Raw genomic sequence first — 14,653 nt, 5'->3', positions numbered from 1 at the left:
GGTGGGGGTGAAACAGGGATAAGAAGAGAGGGAGCCCCCATGAACTGTCTCACCCATGCCACTCGGGAAAACCCCAATGATGGCAAGAAGTTTTCAAAAAGAGACAACTTGACTGTCCAGATAACATGCGGAGGGCATATTCATGGCCGAGACGATCTTCGGCCAGACCCTCACGCTCTCGACCGGGCGCATCATCCCGACCCGATGGGTTGGCGAACAACATGTGAAAGAGGATCTCGGCTTCATCCCGAGCTTTGCCGATTGGGTGAAGGCCATCCGGCCCGAACCCTGGATGGGCCGGTCCGAGCGGATCGAGGCGCAGGTCGATCCGCATCACGCCTCGCCCGTGGTCGAGGTCAGCTGACATGACTGATCCCGCATACTTGCGCCTCGGTCTGCCGCCGACGGCGTCGCCCCAGACAGTTCTGCGCGCGGCGGTCCGGGCGCTGCACCCCGACACGCGCGCCGTTTGCGGCCTCCGGACCGCGCGCAAGCGTTTCTACCGGCAGATGCTCTGCGCGCATGCCGCACGACAGGCAGCGGGCGACAGTCTCACCGGCTGATCGTCCCCAACCACCCCTTCATTCGAACACAACGCCCGGCCGCCCGGCCGGGTTTTCCCCATTCAGGAGGTCCCCATGGCGGATTACTTCACCCATTTCTCATGCCTGATCGACGTCGGCAGCCCCGAAAAGGCCGCCCGCGCACTCGAGCTGTTTCATGACCTGCGCGCTGCGGATCAGCACGCAGACGAGCCTGAGGTCTCGGGCTTCACTCTTGCGTGCCAGGACGCGCCCGAGGGCAGCACCCTCTGGATCCATGAGGACGAGCACGGCGATGTCGAGGCGGTCATCCGCTTCGTGCTGCGCCTTGCGGAAGAGCTCGATCTCACCGGCCTCTGGGGGTTCCAATATTCCCTGACCTGCTCCCGGCCGCGCCTCGACGCTTTCGGCGGTGGCGCGCATGTCATCGATCTTGGTGCCCGCAAGTCCATCGGCGCGACCAGCACGCAAGAATGGCTGGCCGCCGCGCTGAACGGGGAGGACGTCGATGCCTGAGGTCATCTGCACCACCGTCTACCAGTTCCCCGAGCTTTCAGATGCAGCCAAGGAAAAGGCGCGCAGCTGGTATCGCGAGCTTGGGCCTCACGACGATTGGTGGGACACGGTCTACGAAGATTTCGAACGTATCTGCGATATTCTCGGCGTCCGGCTCAAAACCACGCCTGTGCGGCTGATGGGCGGCGAGACGCGGGCCAAACCCTGCATCTGGTTTTCAGGTTTCTGGAGCCAGGGTGACGGAGCGTCGTTCGAAGGGTACTTTGGTCACGCGAAGGGCGTCGCTGCGCGCATCCGGGACTACGCCCCGACCGACGCGACGCTACATGGCATCGCCGACCGGCTGCAGGCCATCCAGCGGCGTAACTTCTACCAGCTCGCTGCCGAGGTCAGCCACCGCGGTCGCTACTACCACGAATACACGATGTCGGTGGACGTCACCCGCGACAGCCCGACATGGCAGCCGCCCACCGAGGACGCAGAAGAGACCGTGACCGAGGCGCTGCGCGACCTTGCCCGCTGGCTCTACCGTCAGCTTCAGAGCGAATACGACCACCTTACCTCGGACGAGTCCGTTGAGGACGGCATCATTGCCAATGAATACACCTTCACCGCAGGGGGGCGGCGGTTCGGATGACACATGGGAGGGCTCAACCCATCTCTTGCAGAATATCCAGAATGTATGTATATTCTGCACAAATGGAGACCCCGATCATGCATGATCTTCCCGAGTTCAAGGCGGCCGACCTGACGCGGCACACAAGTGACCTGTTCGATGCGGCTATCCGGTCGCCGATCGCGATCACGAAGCACCGCAAGCCGAAATTCGTGCTGATGAGCATGGATCAGTATCAGCAACTCACCCGAGGGGCCACGCAGCAGGCTCACATGCTCGAAGAGATGCCCGAGGATCTCAAGACGCTGATGATAGAAGGGCTCGAGCGGGACTTGACGCAGGCGGATGACTAAGCCTGCGGCTGGAGAGGTTTTCCGCTATCCGTTCCTGTGGAAACGCGAGCAGATGGCGGGCGAGACCGAGGGCCGCAAGACACGGCCTGTCTGTATCGCCGTCACTGTCGCCAAGTCCGATAGCGAGACCGTGGTGTTCATCCTGCCGATCACGACGCAACCGCCCTTGCCCTCGCGCAAGTGCATCGAGGTGCCACAGATCGAGTCGCAGCGTGTGGGGTTGGAGACCCATGTCCGCAAATGGGTCATGCTGGACGAGATCAACACCGATATTCTGGAGCGGTCCTATGTCTGGGAGGACCGCACGCCCATCGGCACGTTCAGTTCCGTCTTCACATCCAAAATCCAGTCCAGCCTGATCGCGCTTGCCAGGTCGGGCGGGGCATCGATTGTTGATCGGCTGAAGTAGTCTCAATCACCGCAGGGGCTACCCAGCTTCATTTGTTCCCGTCGATCCACTTCGACATCAGCCCCTTGTCGCGGAAACATTCGTCCGGCACGGCGCGGCGCTTGATCCGGGCGAGGCGTTCGGCGAAGGCGACCTGCTTCGATGTTGGGCGGCTGTCCTGCGCACCCGGGTTCATCTTGGCTTGTGCGTCGATCCAGGCGCTCAAGGAGCGCCGATCTTGCTGAACCTTCCACGGCAGAAGCGTCTGGTTGTGCAGGGCCAGAGCGCGCGCATAGGCGATCTGCTTTGGCGTCGCGGGCAGGGCGTTAGCGGTGCTTTCCATCGGGGATCTCCCTTCATAGCGTGGCTTTCAAAATAGAACATAACAGGAACAAAAGCAAGCCGCCTCCGGAAATCATGGGGTTTGAGAGGAAGAGGAGGGCCGGGGAAGGTCAGGCCTGAGGGTGCCCGAAAGAGGGTGTCCGGGCCTGATCCTGTCCCTCATTCCGGAGTTTTCCGATGACCCATCTCGCCCCTTTTGCGACCGAGCGCGCGCTTGCGCCTGTTGTCCCCATCCCGTCCCTCGATACGTCGGCTGCGATCTTGAGCGTGGCCGAAGCGCTGCAGACTGATCTGGCGCAAGGTTTCCAGATCGACGCGCTGCGCCTGCGCCTTGAGATGGAGCGCGCCTTTGGCGGCTCCGATGCGGAGGGCGCATGGGATTGGAAACTGGCCTATGAGGCGGGCGAGGCAGCGCTGGTCCTGTTTCTGCGGAAATTCGGCCGTGCGCTTCTTGCCCGGGCCGACTCGCCTACGGCGCTGCTGCCGATCCTCGCCAAGGTATCGTGCCTTTTGCCGACCCATACGCGGCGCTCGGAGGAGATGGAGCGCTTCCAGCAATTCTCGACGCCGCTGCCCATGGGGCTGGCGGCACTGGCTGCCGCACAGATCACTGCGCACGATCTGGTCCTTGAGCCATCGGCGGGGACGGGCCTTCTGGCGATCCTCGCGGAAATCGCGGGCGGCAGCCTCGCGCTGAACGAGCTTGCCGACACCCGCGCCGATCTTCTGCGCCGCCTGTTTCCGGGTCGACCTGTCACGGGCTTTGACGCGGCGCAAATCGACGATCATCTCGACGCGGGGCTGCGCCCGAGCGTCATCCTGATGAACCCGCCGTTCTCGGTCGTGGCCAATGTCGATACCCGCACCACCGAGGCGACAGCCCGGCATCTGCGCTCGGCGCTTGCGCGCCTGGCCCCCGGCGGACGCCTTGTGGCCATCACAGGTGCCGGTTTCGCGCCCGATGCGCCCGCCTGGGCTGAGACCTTCGGTCGCCTGACCCAGACCGCGCATCTGGTCTTTACGGGTGCTGTGTCGGGTGCGGCCTTCGCCAAGCACGGCACCAGCTTCGAGACGCGGATTTCGGTCTTCGACAAATGTCGCGGTGGCGAGCCGGGCGGCATCACCGCCGATCTGGCGCGCCCGATTTCGTCCGATGTGGCCAGCCTGCTGTCGATGATCACTGCCCATGTCCCCCCGCGCCTCGCGCTGGACGCCCGAAGCCCTAGCGCGCACGTCCCCCCTTCCCCCTTCCCGGGAAATCTTGCCCGCACCACGCGCACGGCCCTCAGAACAGCCCGCGCAACAGAAGCAACGACCCCCACCAACACCGCCCCGCAGATCGAGGCCGCAGACCTCGCCTATACCCTGCGGGATGTGACCGAGGACGGGGCCAGCACGCGCTTGTCGGATGCCATTTACGAGACCTTCCGGCTGCAAGCGATCAACATCCCCGGGGCGGAACCGCACCCGACCAAGCTTGTGCAATCTGCGGCCATGGCTTCGGTCGCGCCCCCGAAACCCAGCTACCGGCCCAAGCTTCCAGCCGCCATCCTGCGCGATGGCCTTCTGTCCGACGCGCAGCTTGAGACTGTGATCTACGCGGGCGAGGCGCATGGCGCGTATCTCGCGGGGTCTTGGACCGTCGATGAGACCGGCGACATGGTCTCGGCCGCGCCGGACGATGCCGCTGACGCCGTCCGTTTCCGCCGCGGCTTCTTCCTTGGCGACGGCACCGGGGCGGGCAAGGGCCGCCAGTCGGCCGGGATTGTGCTCGACAACTGGGCTCAGGGTCGGCGCAAGGCGCTCTGGATCTCGAAGAGCGACAAGCTGCTGGAAGATGCGCAGCGCGACTGGTCCGCACTCGGGCAGGAACGCTTGCTGGTGACGCCGCTGTCGCGCTTTGCGCAAGGCAAGGATATCCCGCTGACCGAGGGCATCCTGTTCACCACCTATGCAACGCTGCGCTCAGAGGAGCGCGGGGCCAGGAAATCCCGCGTCGACCAGATCGTCGACTGGCTGGGGGCGGATTTCGACGGAGTGATCCTGTTTGACGAAAGCCATGCCATGGCCAATGCTGCAGGATCGAAAGGCGAGCGCGGCGATGTCACGGCCTCGCAGCAGGGCAGGGCGGGCCTGCGCCTGCAGCATAAGCTGCCCAATGCCCGCGTGGTCTACGTCTCGGCCACGGGGGCCACTTCGGTTCATAACCTCGCCTATGCGCAGCGCCTCGGTCTTTGGGGCGGCGAGGATTTCCCGTTCGCGACGCGCGCGGAATTCGTCGAGGCCATCGAGGCGGGCGGTGTCGCGGCAATGGAGGTCCTCGCCCGCGACCTGCGGTCCCTTGGCCTCTATACTGCCCGGTCGCTTTCCTACGACGGCGTCGAATACGAGATGCTGGTTCATGCGCTGACGCCTGAGCAGCGCGGCATCTACGATGCCTATGCCGGGGCCTTCGCCATCATCCACAACAACCTCGCCGCCGCGATGGAGGCGGCGAACATCACTGGAGATTCTGGCACGCTGAACCGTCAGGCCAAGTCCGCTGCGCGCTCGGCCTTCGAATCCGCCAAGCAGCGCTTCTTCGGCCATCTGCTGACCTCGATGAAAACCCCAACCCTGATCGCTGCCATCGACGCCGATCTCGCCGCGGGCCACGCGGCCGTAATCCAGATCGTCTCGACAGGTGAGGCGCTGATGGAGCGCCGCCTGTCGGAGATCCCCACGGACGAGTGGAACGATGTGCGGGTGGATATCACGCCAAGAGAGGCTTGCCTGGACTACCTCGCCCATTCCTTCCCGGTGCAGCTCTATGAGCCCTTCACCGATAGCGAAGGCAACCTCTCCTCGCGCCCGGTCACGCGCGATGGCCAGCCGGTCGAATGCCGCGAGGCCGCCCGGAGGCGCGATGCGCTGATCGAGCATCTGGCAAGCCTGCCGCCTGTGCCTGGAGCGCTCGACCAGATCGTCCAGCGCTTCGGCACGGATCTGGTGGCGGAAGTGACGGGCCGCTCGCGCCGCATCGTGCGCAAAGGCGAGGGCTCTGCCGCCCGCTTGGTCGTGGAAAGCCGGGCGGGCTCTGCCAACCTCGCGGAAACCGCCGCCTTCATGGATGACCAGAAGCGCATCCTGATCTTCTCGGACGCGGGCGGCACGGGGCGCAGCTATCACGCCGATCTCGGGGCGAAGAACCAGCGCCTGCGGGTCCACTACCTCCTGGAACCGGGCTGGAAGGCCGATGCGGCCATTCAGGGACTGGGCCGCACCAACCGCACCAACCAGGCGCAACCACCGCTGTTCCGGCCCGTTGCTACCGATGTGAAAGCAGAGAAACGCTTCCTCAGCACCATCGCGCGTCGCCTCGACACGCTCGGGGCGATCACGCGCGGCCAGCGTCAAACCGGCGGGCAGGGGCTGTTCCGGCCCGAGGACAATCTGGAGTCTCCCTATGCCCGCGACGCTCTGCGCCAGCTTTACCGCCGCATCTATCGCGGCGATGTCGCGGGGTGCTCACTTGGCGCTTTTGAGGATGCCACAGGTCTCAGCCTGACCGATGACAATGGGCTGAAGGATGATCTGCCCCCGATCACGACCTTCCTCAATCGCCTGCTGGCGCTGACGATCGACATGCAGGCCGTGCTGTTCTCGGTCTTCGAGGAACTCCTCGACCAGCGAATCGAGGGCGCTATCGCTGCCGGGGTCTACGACCTCGGGCTCGAGACGCTGCGCGCCGAAAGCTTTCAGGTGACGGATGCGCGTGTGATCTACACCCATCCCGGCTCCGGCGCAGAAACCCAGCTCCTGACCATCGCGCAAAAGCAGCGCAACACGCCGACCGCGCTCGCTGATGCGCTCGACTGGCTGGACGATCCGAAGGCGCGTTTGCTAGTTAACAGCCGCTCAAACAGGGCTGCCGTGCAGGTGCCCGCGACCAGCCTGATGCTAGACGACGGCACCATCGAACCGCGGCTGAGGCTGATCCGGCCAACGGAGGCCAGCACGGTTCCGGCCCGGATGATGGAGGACACCCATTGGCTCGAAGCCGACCGCGCAGTCTTCGCCGCCGCCTGGACCGCGGAACTGGCCGAGGTGCCGGAATTCTCGGAAACCACGCTGCATATCGTGGCGGGGCTGCTGCTGCCGATCTGGAAGCAGCTCCCCCAGGATGAAACCCGCGTCTACCGGCTGCAGACCGATGACGGTCAGCGCATCATCGGTCGCCGCGTTTCGCCGTCGTGGGTCGCGACCACACTTGCCGCCGATGCGCCGAAGCTCACGGCGGCGCAGGTCCATGCCCTTGTTCTGGAGGGCAAGACCGTGGTGCGCTTGGCCGAAGGGATGGAGCTGCACCGCTCGCGCGTCATGGGCGTCAACCGGATCGAGCTGTCGGGCTTTTTGGGTGCCGCCAAGGACCGGCTGAAGGCAGATGGGTTCTTCTCGGAGATCATCGCCTGGAAGCTGCGGCTCTTCTGCCCAGCAGACTCCAGCGGCATCACAGTGCTTGATCGTCTGCTTGCACGTTGTCCCGTGACAGGACTACATGCGCGTGGAGGGTGCTGAGCCATGTATTCCGAGACTGAAGATGTGATCCGCGCTCTGGCGGAGAACGCAGAGAGCGTGTGTCGCGCCTACCTTCCCGCCGGACGGCGGGAAGGGTCCTACTGGATCGTCGGCGATTTGCAGAACAACCCCGGCCGGTCGCTCTTCGTGCGGCTGACTGGACCCACATCAGGACCGGGAGCCCGTGGCAAATGGCAGGACGCGGCTGTCGGACTGCATGGCGATCTCCTCGACATCATCCGCGAGCGAACCGGGATCTCGCGCTTTCCCGATCTTCTGGCCGAGGCCCGAGCGCATCTTGGCCGTCCCCAGCCGGTCCTCCCGAATACGCCAGTGCCGAAGAAGGCCAAAGCCCCCGGTGGCACACGAGCCGCGGCGGCGCGATTGTTTGCGGCCTCGGTGCCGGTCGCAGGCACGCTTGCCGACACCTACCTCCGCGCCCGGGGCATCAGCCAAGGCGGCACGATGAGCGCGCTCCGCTTCCACCCAAACTGCTGGCATCGGGATGAAGGCCAGACCCGGAGCGTCCCTAGACCAGCGCTGATCGCGGCGGTCACCGATGGGGCAGGGGCCTTGCAGGGCGTGCATCGCACCTGGCTGGCGCCTGACGGACAGGGAAAGGCGGCCGTCGAGACGCAGCGACGGGCCATGGGTCACCTCCTCGGCAATGCCGTCAGGCTGACCCCGCATGACGACATCCTCGTCGTCGGGGAGGGCATCGAGACCATGCTGTCCCTCGTCGAAGCCGTGCCCGGCCTGCCCGTCTGGGCCGCGCTCTCGTCGGGACACCTCGGGGCCGTCCTGCTGCCGGAGGGGCTTCAGTGCCTCTACATCGCCATCGACCGCGATCCGGCGGGGCGCGCAGCGGCAGAGAGGTTGAGCGCCAGAGCCCTTGACGCCGGGATTGCCGTCCGGGTGCTGGAACCGCGGCTCGGAGATTTCAACGATGATCTCCGGGCGACCGGCAAAGAGGCGCTGCGCCAGCATCTGGCAGGGCAGATCGGGCTTGAGGATCGCCAACGCCTGTTGGGCTGAGCCACATCGCGCAGGGGGCGGTCAGGGGTTGAGGGGGTAGGCGTCCTGCAGTCCTGTCGCGGGTGTGGATCATCACCTTTGCCTCTTCCCGGGTAAATCTCATCCACCCGACACCCGAGCGGCCTTCAAGAGATGGGCAGGCGGCCGTCAAAGGGGACGCCTCATCAAGGGCGGCAGGCAAGCTATTTCCGCCGCGGGGGACGAGCCCCCGCTTTGCATCGCGAAACAAATAGCTTGCCTGCCGCCCTCCTCCACATGCGTTCCGGCCCCGAAAGGCGGGGTGAAGGGGCGTCCCCCATGACGGCTTTCGCAGCCCATGAAGGCCGCGCGGGTTGTCGCGCGGATGAGACAGGCCCGGAGGCAAGAAACTGATGACGATCCACACTCACGACGACGCGTATGAACCCGCCTACACCGCATCCCAGACCGCCCATGCGCTCGACGAGCTGCAGCTCTATGGCTACCGCCCCTTTGACGAGCCCGATCCGCGTCCGATGCCCGATGGGCAGCGCCTCGCCGTCGCCGTCGCCGACATCTTCGATGCCCTCGTCGCGACCCTGGAAGATACCCGCATGGAACCCGACCTCGAAGAGGTGCTCTGGGGCCAGGTCAACCTCTTCCACCGCGCCACGGCGAGGGTTGAGCGGTCGCTCGATGAGAACGAACAGGCGCAGCGCCGCCTGCAGCGCGAGCAGGACGGCTCCGAGGTGAAGGCGAACGAGCTTGAGCGCCTGACGGCCGAAGGCCTGACCCTGATCGAACGGCGCAACTGCATGGACATGATGCGCGATCACGCCGCCACCGAGTTCGTCCATCACACAGGTTCGACCTGGCGGCCTCGCACCGGCTCGATGGTGAACCGCCAGCACATGACAGCAGCGCTCATCGACAGCCGCGACTTCCTTGCCGCCAAGCGCCGCGCAGAAACCGAGGTGATGTTGCCCGCAGGCCCCAAGGTCGCCCTCACCGGCGGGACCGACTTCAACGATCACCGCCTGATCTGGGGCAAGCTCGATCAGGTCCGGACCAAGTATCCCGACATGGTCCTTCTGCACGGGGGAAGCCCGAAGGGCGCGGAGCTCATCGCCGCCAAATGGGCCGAGGCCCGGGGCGTGACGCAGGTGGCCTTCAAGCCCGATTGGACCAAGCATGCCAAAGCCGCTCCCTTCAAGCGCAACGACGCGATGCTGGATGTGCTCCCCGTGGGTGTTCTCGTCTTTCCGGGCACCGGCATCCAGGAGAACCTTGCTGACAAGGCCAAAAAGCTCGGCATCCCGGTCATGAAGTTCGAGAAGGGGGCATGAGCCCCCTTTTCCTCTCGCGGGGAAATCGAGGTGGCAGGGTATGCGTCCACTTGATATTATGGAAGAAAGCCTGCTGGATCACGATATGTCTCACTCTGTCGCTCAACTTGAGGTGTTCCCGACCGACCTGCAGATGCGGCGGATCGATCCAGCCTGCAACATGAGGCGGTTTTACCGCATGAGCATTCAACCCGATCTCTTTGGGGGCGCCAGCCTGGTGCGCGAATGGGGCCGCATTGGCGCGCGCGGGCAGATGATGATTGAGCAGCATCCAGATGAAGGGCGCGCCGTAACCGCGCTGATGAAACTTGCGGCGATAAAGAAGCGGCGGGGTTATGCATGATGCGCGGCCGCGGTTCGAAAAGCGGGCAGACACAGGAAAACGAGGGGGAGATGGCACTCGACATCGATAAGATTGATGATGCGGCTCTCGCGATCCTTAGCCTGACGCTGCATTACGGCGATCAGGTCTGGAAGGGAGTCGATTGGGCCATCACCAACCGGCTTTTCGAGAAAGGCCTGATTTTTGATCCCAAAAACAAGGCGAAATCGCTGAGCCTGACCCCAGAAGGGGTCGCGCATGCGCGGGAAATTCTCGCGCGGGAGTTCAGCAAGGCCGAGTGACGGGCGGCTTTGCGGGACCTTACAGTCGTTCGCTGCATCTGCGCGCAATTTGCTCGCATCTGCAGCATCAGCAACGCGCAGGGCGGAAACCGGTCGTTCGCTGCGGGTGCAAAGTGAACTCACGCAAGTAGAGAAAGCGGCCATTCTAGCCTTTGAGGCGCGAAAAATAGGCTCAATTGCCTGTTTCAGATTTAAAAGCTCAGAATGAAGCGAGATCAACAAATGACCGCCTGAACAAGCCACTTCATGAGGCAAATATATCCGCGATACGCTAGGTAGAGTCCTCAAAATACTCCAGGCTCTCTTCGAGGAAAGTCTCTTTAACGCTCAATGTCCGAGAAGCTAGTCGTTGTTCTTTCGAGTACCGGAATAGAGTTTCAAGTGTCCGACGGTTCTCCCGTATACCATATGGATAGAAATTTCGTCCCATCAGCGCGCGGGTGTTTTCAAGCTCCTGACTGTACCAGGGCAACATATCCGTGGCCCAGGTCAGGCGATCCTTGGTCTTGTAGGCTTCAATCTTGGCTCGGGAATAGGCGTTGAAAGCCGCCCGGGGAAGCCAAGGATATTCCGAGGCCGTGTCGCGACGGATCGCAAGCACGTGCATGATCGGAAACACACCGGTGCGAAGGAAATAGTCTTGTTCGACGCTGCGAAAGTCCGGGAAAAGCCGCGAGATGCGCGGATCACCCTGCACATAGGCCGCTGGGGTTGCCGCGTGAAACAAGGCGTCCACCTCTCCGGCGAGCAGGAGTTCGGATTCGTCCAGCCCCGGCGTTCCCTGGGAAATGGGTATCCCTTCCGGCGCTTGTTGCTCCTGCTCTGAAATCTTGCCTGCTTCGCCTGCGGAACTGTCCTTGTTGGCGACTACCCACTCGATCTCCTCCGGGCGCAGGCCATATTCTTCCTGAAATATGCCTCTGATCCACGTAAGCGAAGTCGAGGAATACCCCGGCGTGCCAACCCGCCTGCCACGCAAATCTTGCGGTGTGGCAATGCCCGCATCTGTCCTGACAAAAACGCTCTTGTGCCGGAACTGGCGCAGCAGGAAGACAGGCAACAGGGCATAGGCGCGAAACCCTTCGTTTGCATGCGCCAGCATGAACGGATGCAGTCCCAATTCCGTAATTTCGTTCGTCCCCTTGCCGCTGAAGGCAGCGGTGTTCATATCGCCTATGGCATCTTCGACAAAGGTCGCGTTGGTCCCCTCGATCGAAACGCGCCCGTCAAACAACGCCTGAGTCCGGTCAAGCCTGTAGCTGGAAACTGTTATCGGTAATCCGTTGCCCTGGGCATGGGCGGCACGTTCTCCAAGGATTGCAGGAGTGGCCAAAGTCAGCAATCCGGCTTTCAGAAAAGTGCGTCGATCAGGCATTGGGCTCTCCTTTTAGCATCATTATTGTTGTGTTCACTTGGGAAAAAGCAGAGTCGCTCCGAAGGTCGTCCCCCAGCCATCCGGCCCACCGGCCGGGCTTTGCGCCCAGTAGCGCGTCGTGAGGGAGAGACTGACCCTTTGGCGGCCAAGTTGAACAAGCTTGCTGATCTTGAAATTGATTGGAATGCTCCACTCTTCCGCGACCCACTCGTAGGTGCTTTCGGTATTCAGCGCATAGGTCCACGCATCCTGTGTCGTGAAATTCACGAACGGCTGCAGGAATGTCGTGCTTTGCTGAGCAGAGTTGCCCTCTAAGTCCCATATATGGTTGGCCAGCATCCCAACGGTCCATCCACCCGTTTGCTTGAGCGCGACACCTGTCACGCCCGCACCCCAAGCATTGCGGCCAAGCCCGTTACTAGCGGATAACGGGATCTGAAACACCGGACCGGCGCCCCAGACCACTCCGCCAGAAGTGGGAGCTTTCGGAGAGAAAAAGAAGCTTTGGGTGACGTCGCTGAAACCACTGTTGCTGGTCCCCGGTGTCAGGTTCCGTTGCCACACATACGGAATGATTGTTCGAGAGATGACATTCCAGTCCTCGTTGAGGCTGAATGGGATGACCGGCTTGGCCACGAATGCGGTTTGGGATCCCGTTCCCGATGGGCCGAGCCCTTGGTCATAGACGAGTTCCAGCGGCAACGAGATCAAGGACGCGATGGGGTTCGCAAGTTGCTTGGCAAGGTCGTCATCCGACTGGGCGTTTACGCTGGTGGTCGCCAGCATCAAGCCGGCACCAAGTAAACATGCTATCCTGCGTAAGTGCATGAGTTGTTTCTCTGATCTTTTTGAGAATTGCCGTGAACTTGGAAAGTGGCACTGGAACCCATCGGCTCCAGTGCTTGTCTGCCTTACATATCGCTACCGGCGAAGGGCAGCGGGTAGTTGCCGATCTGCTGTGGCGTGAACGGCAGCTTTTCGGTCTCGACCGGCGACGTATAGAGCTTGCGGGTTTCGGGACGTTCGTTCGAAATCCCCGTCAACGCCGGCCCTGGGGTTGCATCCGGACGGTTTGGATATTCCTGCATCCACATCTCGTGCCGCGCACGCTGTCGGTTGAACATCGATTTGACGTGGAACTGCTGAATCATCTCCCCGGTCCTTTCTCGCGGATCGGTATAGAGATCATAGAACTCGTTCTTCGAAAGACCGGGGGTCGCGTTTTTCCAGTCGCGCTTGAAGCGGCCTTTTACACCGGCGGCCAGGTTCGGACCCTGGTAGATCATCACATAGTCCCGGCGGCTGAAGCCGTCTCCGTTCAGGAACAGCGATGTCTGGTCGACACCATCAATCACCCGGTCGGTGGGGATCTGGTCAATTGCGCCACCGAGGCGGGCAAATGTGGTGAACAGGTCGCTGACATGCAGGATGTCGCCCACGATCTGGTCCGGTTCGATCACGCCCTTCCATTTCGCAATTGCCGGTACGCGCACGCCACCTTCGGTAAAGTCACCCTTGCCGCCCGTGTACAGGGTCTCGACCATACCCCGAGGACCATAGTGAATGAACGGCCCATTGTCGGCCATCACCATGACGAGTGTATTCTCGGCAATGCCCTTTTCCTCAAGATGCGCCACAAGATCGCCAACGAAGTCATCGACAGCGATCAGGCCTTCCGCAAGCATGTTCTTATTTGCCGTCGCTCTCTTCGCAACTCTGGGGTCGGGAAAAAACGCACCGAGAATGGGCTGGTAGGCGATAAAGAATGGTTCTCCGGCTTCGACGCTCTTGTCGATGAAGGCCAGTGTCCGGCGCTGGGATTCAGTTTCGATATCCCAGTAGTTTTCAATGTTTGGCGGCGGGCCCCATTCGAATGTTTCGCCGCCCTTGGTGCCTTCCAGTGTCCAGACCTGACCCAGCGGCTGCCAGGATTTATCCATGTCATATTTGTCTTCGCCGTAAAGCTCGGGATAAAGCCCGGTTATGACATTGCCAACCTCGGCTCCGGGGTTCCACATCGAAGGCACCTGGTTGTAGGGGGTAAAGAACGCCTCGTCGTAGCCTTGGTTGTGGGCATAGGAGAACTCTGTGTCGCCGAGGTGCCACTTGCCATAGAAGGCCGTCTTGTAGCCGACATTCGACAGCACTTCTGCGATGGTCACTTCCTCGGCATCCATGCCGGAATACTCGACCGGGAAGGAAACAGTGTGCATGCCACTTCGCACGGCATACCGGCCGGTCTGAAACGCCGCGCGCGTGGGCGTGCAGGCGGGTTCCGTGTACATGCGCATGAAGTTAATGCCTTCATCTGCCATCTGGTTCATGTGTGGCGTCTCGAACCCGCGCACCGCCTGAATTTCCGGAATGCCGACCTCGCCCACCGCAGTGTCATCCCACATGATGTGGATGATGTTGGGCTTGGTGCCGAATTTGGCCTCCAGCGCGTCCAGTTTCTCCTGAAGTGACGCGTCCTCGGCGGCCCAGCGTTCGCCGTGCTGTGCTTCGAGAACATAATGTTCGGCATCATGAATGATCTTGCCGCTTTCGGCATGCGCGCCGGTCAGCGACAGCATCGCAAGTGCCAACGCACTGCATGATGCCTTGCCTAATTTCTGTTTCATGTGTCTTCTCCAGATTGTGAAAATTAGTGTGGGCTCGAACTGGTGCAGTCGAACCCCCGGGGCCCTCCGACCCTGCGCGAAGCTTTCTCGAGCGCGGCGCGGATTTCGTCTGTGAGGCCTTTCAAACTCTCCAGCAAAAGCTCGCGTGCCTTCTGCAAATCCTCTTCCGAGGCACGATCACACTGCGACAGGCCGTGAAAATCCCGCACGAGCAACTCGTAATCGTCGCAAATCTCTGCAAAGATGGCGTCCGTCGCGCGCAACCTTTTGATCGAGTCGCGCGCTTTTGGCAGGCATTCTTCTGCCTGAGCGGGGTAGGCCGCTGGGTTTTCGTCATTAGAGCCCATCTCACCAATCCTCCTTGTGGTTGAAAGGTCGGA

The 14,653-nt window shown here is 62.3% G+C and carries 15 protein-coding genes and 1 pseudogene; 10 read left to right on the top strand and 6 right to left on the bottom strand.

From position 1 onward, the window contains the following. Window positions 1-124: 124 nt before the first annotated feature. Window positions 125-364 (top strand): annotated as a pseudogene (locus AC2FFD_RS20255) (DUF6915 family protein); the annotation flags it as partial. Here AC2FFD_RS20255 and AC2FFD_RS20250 read toward each other — a convergent pair. Beyond that, a complete protein-coding gene (locus AC2FFD_RS20250; RefSeq protein ID WP_496752625.1) occupies window positions 357-524 on the bottom strand; it encodes a hypothetical protein in 168 nt (55 codons plus the stop codon). The pseudogene AC2FFD_RS20255 and the gene AC2FFD_RS20250 overlap by 8 nt on opposite strands. Window positions 525-638: 114 nt before the next feature. Here AC2FFD_RS20250 and AC2FFD_RS20245 point away from each other — a divergent pair, with 114 nt between their 5' ends. The 4 genes from AC2FFD_RS20245 to AC2FFD_RS20230 are packed head-to-tail and all read left to right on the top strand — an operon-like array spanning window position 639 to window position 2,436. Continuing rightward, window positions 639-1,058: a hypothetical protein gene (locus tag AC2FFD_RS20245; RefSeq protein ID WP_068247244.1), complete on the top strand. Its 420-nt coding sequence runs from the start codon at window positions 639-641 to the stop codon at window positions 1,056-1,058. Beyond that, window positions 1,051-1,695: a DUF8835 domain-containing pootine gene (locus tag AC2FFD_RS20240; protein ID WP_068247247.1), complete on the top strand. Its 645-nt coding sequence runs from the start codon at window positions 1,051-1,053 to the stop codon at window positions 1,693-1,695. The genes AC2FFD_RS20245 and AC2FFD_RS20240 overlap by 8 nt, the downstream gene beginning before the upstream one ends. A gap of 41 nt (window positions 1,696-1,736) precedes the next feature. After that, on the top strand, window positions 1,737-2,027 hold the full coding sequence (locus AC2FFD_RS20235; protein ID WP_496752627.1) for a type II toxin-antitoxin system prevent-host-death family antitoxin: 291 nt from the start codon (window positions 1,737-1,739) through the stop codon (window positions 2,025-2,027). Beyond that, window positions 2,020-2,436: a hypothetical protein gene (locus AC2FFD_RS20230; protein WP_232367832.1), complete on the top strand. Its 417-nt coding sequence runs from the start codon at window positions 2,020-2,022 to the stop codon at window positions 2,434-2,436. The genes AC2FFD_RS20235 and AC2FFD_RS20230 overlap by 8 nt, the downstream gene beginning before the upstream one ends. A 28-nt stretch (window positions 2,437-2,464) precedes the next feature. Here the strand turns inward: AC2FFD_RS20230 and AC2FFD_RS20225 are convergent, their stop codons facing one another. After that, window positions 2,465-2,758 (bottom strand): hypothetical protein, encoded by a 294-nt coding sequence (locus tag AC2FFD_RS20225; RefSeq protein ID WP_496873962.1) that lies wholly within the window; start codon window positions 2,756-2,758, stop codon window positions 2,465-2,467. A 176-nt stretch (window positions 2,759-2,934) separates the two neighbouring features. Here AC2FFD_RS20225 and AC2FFD_RS20220 point away from each other — a divergent pair, with 176 nt between their 5' ends. From AC2FFD_RS20220 to AC2FFD_RS20200, 5 genes are all read left to right on the top strand, one after another. Continuing rightward, a complete protein-coding gene (locus tag AC2FFD_RS20220; RefSeq protein WP_496873961.1) occupies window positions 2,935-7,314 on the top strand; it encodes a strawberry notch-like NTP hydrolase domain-containing protein in 4,380 nt (1,459 codons plus the stop codon). A 3-nt stretch (window positions 7,315-7,317) separates the two neighbouring features. Then, window positions 7,318-8,349: a DUF7146 domain-containing protein gene (locus AC2FFD_RS20215; RefSeq protein WP_068247259.1), complete on the top strand. Its 1,032-nt coding sequence runs from the start codon at window positions 7,318-7,320 to the stop codon at window positions 8,347-8,349. Between the two features lie 371 nt (window positions 8,350-8,720). After that, the gene (locus AC2FFD_RS20210) at window positions 8,721-9,653 is read left to right on the top strand and encodes a DUF2493 domain-containing protein (protein WP_068247263.1); all 933 of its coding nucleotides are present in this window, start codon (window positions 8,721-8,723) and stop codon (window positions 9,651-9,653) included. 85 nt (window positions 9,654-9,738) lie between these two features. Beyond that, window positions 9,739-9,996 (top strand): WGR domain-containing protein, encoded by a 258-nt coding sequence (locus AC2FFD_RS20205; RefSeq protein ID WP_067296573.1) that lies wholly within the window; start codon window positions 9,739-9,741, stop codon window positions 9,994-9,996. Then, window positions 9,993-10,277, top strand: coding sequence for a DUF6429 family protein (locus AC2FFD_RS20200; protein ID WP_232367833.1), 285 nt, complete (start codon window positions 9,993-9,995; stop codon window positions 10,275-10,277). Before AC2FFD_RS20205 ends, AC2FFD_RS20200 begins: the two co-directional genes overlap by 4 nt. A gap of 271 nt (window positions 10,278-10,548) precedes the next feature. Here AC2FFD_RS20200 and AC2FFD_RS20195 read toward each other — a convergent pair whose 3' ends face one another. From AC2FFD_RS20195 to AC2FFD_RS20180, 4 genes are all read right to left on the bottom strand, one after another. Next, entirely contained in the window at window positions 10,549-11,652 is a 1,104-nt protein-coding gene (locus AC2FFD_RS20195; protein ID WP_496873960.1) for an ABC transporter substrate-binding protein, read from the bottom strand. 33 nt (window positions 11,653-11,685) lie between these two features. Next, window positions 11,686-12,438: a transporter gene (locus AC2FFD_RS20190; protein ID WP_496873959.1), complete on the bottom strand. Its 753-nt coding sequence runs from the start codon at window positions 12,436-12,438 to the stop codon at window positions 11,686-11,688. Window positions 12,439-12,563: 125 nt separating this feature from the next. Beyond that, window positions 12,564-14,273 carry a sulfatase-like hydrolase/transferase gene (locus AC2FFD_RS20185; RefSeq protein WP_496873958.1) on the bottom strand — a complete coding sequence of 570 codons (1,710 nt, stop codon included), beginning with the start codon at window positions 14,271-14,273 and terminating at the stop codon, window positions 12,564-12,566. Between the two features lie 23 nt (window positions 14,274-14,296). Beyond that, complete coding sequence (locus tag AC2FFD_RS20180; protein WP_496873957.1) at window positions 14,297-14,620, bottom strand: hypothetical protein; 324 nt, start codon at window positions 14,618-14,620, stop codon at window positions 14,297-14,299. Between the last annotated feature and the right edge of the window lie 33 nt (window positions 14,621-14,653).

Source organism: Ruegeria sp. YTSC002 (assembly GCF_059609845.1).
The sequence above is the reverse complement of the archived record's forward strand: the minus strand, read 5'-3'. Positions and strand labels throughout refer to the sequence as shown.

What these genes read in the sequence shown, in the direction of transcription:
- AC2FFD_RS20210 (WP_068247263.1), top strand. Translation starts at nt 8,721, where the DNA reads ATGACGATCCACACTCACGACGACGCGTATGAACCCGCCTACACCGCA.
- AC2FFD_RS20190 (WP_496873959.1), bottom strand. Translation starts at nt 12,438, where the DNA reads ATGCTGGCGACCACCAGCGTAAACGCCCAGTCGGATGACGACCTTGCC.
- AC2FFD_RS20240 (WP_068247247.1), top strand. Translation starts at nt 1,051, where the DNA reads ATGCCTGAGGTCATCTGCACCACCGTCTACCAGTTCCCCGAGCTTTCA.
- AC2FFD_RS20195 (WP_496873960.1), bottom strand. Translation starts at nt 11,652, where the DNA reads ATGCCTGATCGACGCACTTTTCTGAAAGCCGGATTGCTGACTTTGGCC.
- AC2FFD_RS20205 (WP_067296573.1), top strand. Translation starts at nt 9,739, where the DNA reads ATGTCTCACTCTGTCGCTCAACTTGAGGTGTTCCCGACCGACCTGCAG.
- AC2FFD_RS20235 (WP_496752627.1), top strand. Translation starts at nt 1,737, where the DNA reads ATGTATGTATATTCTGCACAAATGGAGACCCCGATCATGCATGATCTT.
- AC2FFD_RS20220 (WP_496873961.1), top strand. Translation starts at nt 2,935, where the DNA reads ATGACCCATCTCGCCCCTTTTGCGACCGAGCGCGCGCTTGCGCCTGTT.
- AC2FFD_RS20180 (WP_496873957.1), bottom strand. Translation starts at nt 14,620, where the DNA reads ATGGGCTCTAATGACGAAAACCCAGCGGCCTACCCCGCTCAGGCAGAA.
- AC2FFD_RS20230 (WP_232367832.1), top strand. Translation starts at nt 2,020, where the DNA reads ATGACTAAGCCTGCGGCTGGAGAGGTTTTCCGCTATCCGTTCCTGTGG.
- AC2FFD_RS20215 (WP_068247259.1), top strand. Translation starts at nt 7,318, where the DNA reads ATGTATTCCGAGACTGAAGATGTGATCCGCGCTCTGGCGGAGAACGCA.
- AC2FFD_RS20225 (WP_496873962.1), bottom strand. Translation starts at nt 2,758, where the DNA reads ATGGAAAGCACCGCTAACGCCCTGCCCGCGACGCCAAAGCAGATCGCC.
- AC2FFD_RS20250 (WP_496752625.1), bottom strand. Translation starts at nt 524, where the DNA reads ATGCGCGCAGAGCATCTGCCGGTAGAAACGCTTGCGCGCGGTCCGGAG.
- AC2FFD_RS20245 (WP_068247244.1), top strand. Translation starts at nt 639, where the DNA reads ATGGCGGATTACTTCACCCATTTCTCATGCCTGATCGACGTCGGCAGC.
- AC2FFD_RS20185 (WP_496873958.1), bottom strand. Translation starts at nt 14,273, where the DNA reads ATGAAACAGAAATTAGGCAAGGCATCATGCAGTGCGTTGGCACTTGCG.
- AC2FFD_RS20200 (WP_232367833.1), top strand. Translation starts at nt 9,993, where the DNA reads ATGATGCGCGGCCGCGGTTCGAAAAGCGGGCAGACACAGGAAAACGAG.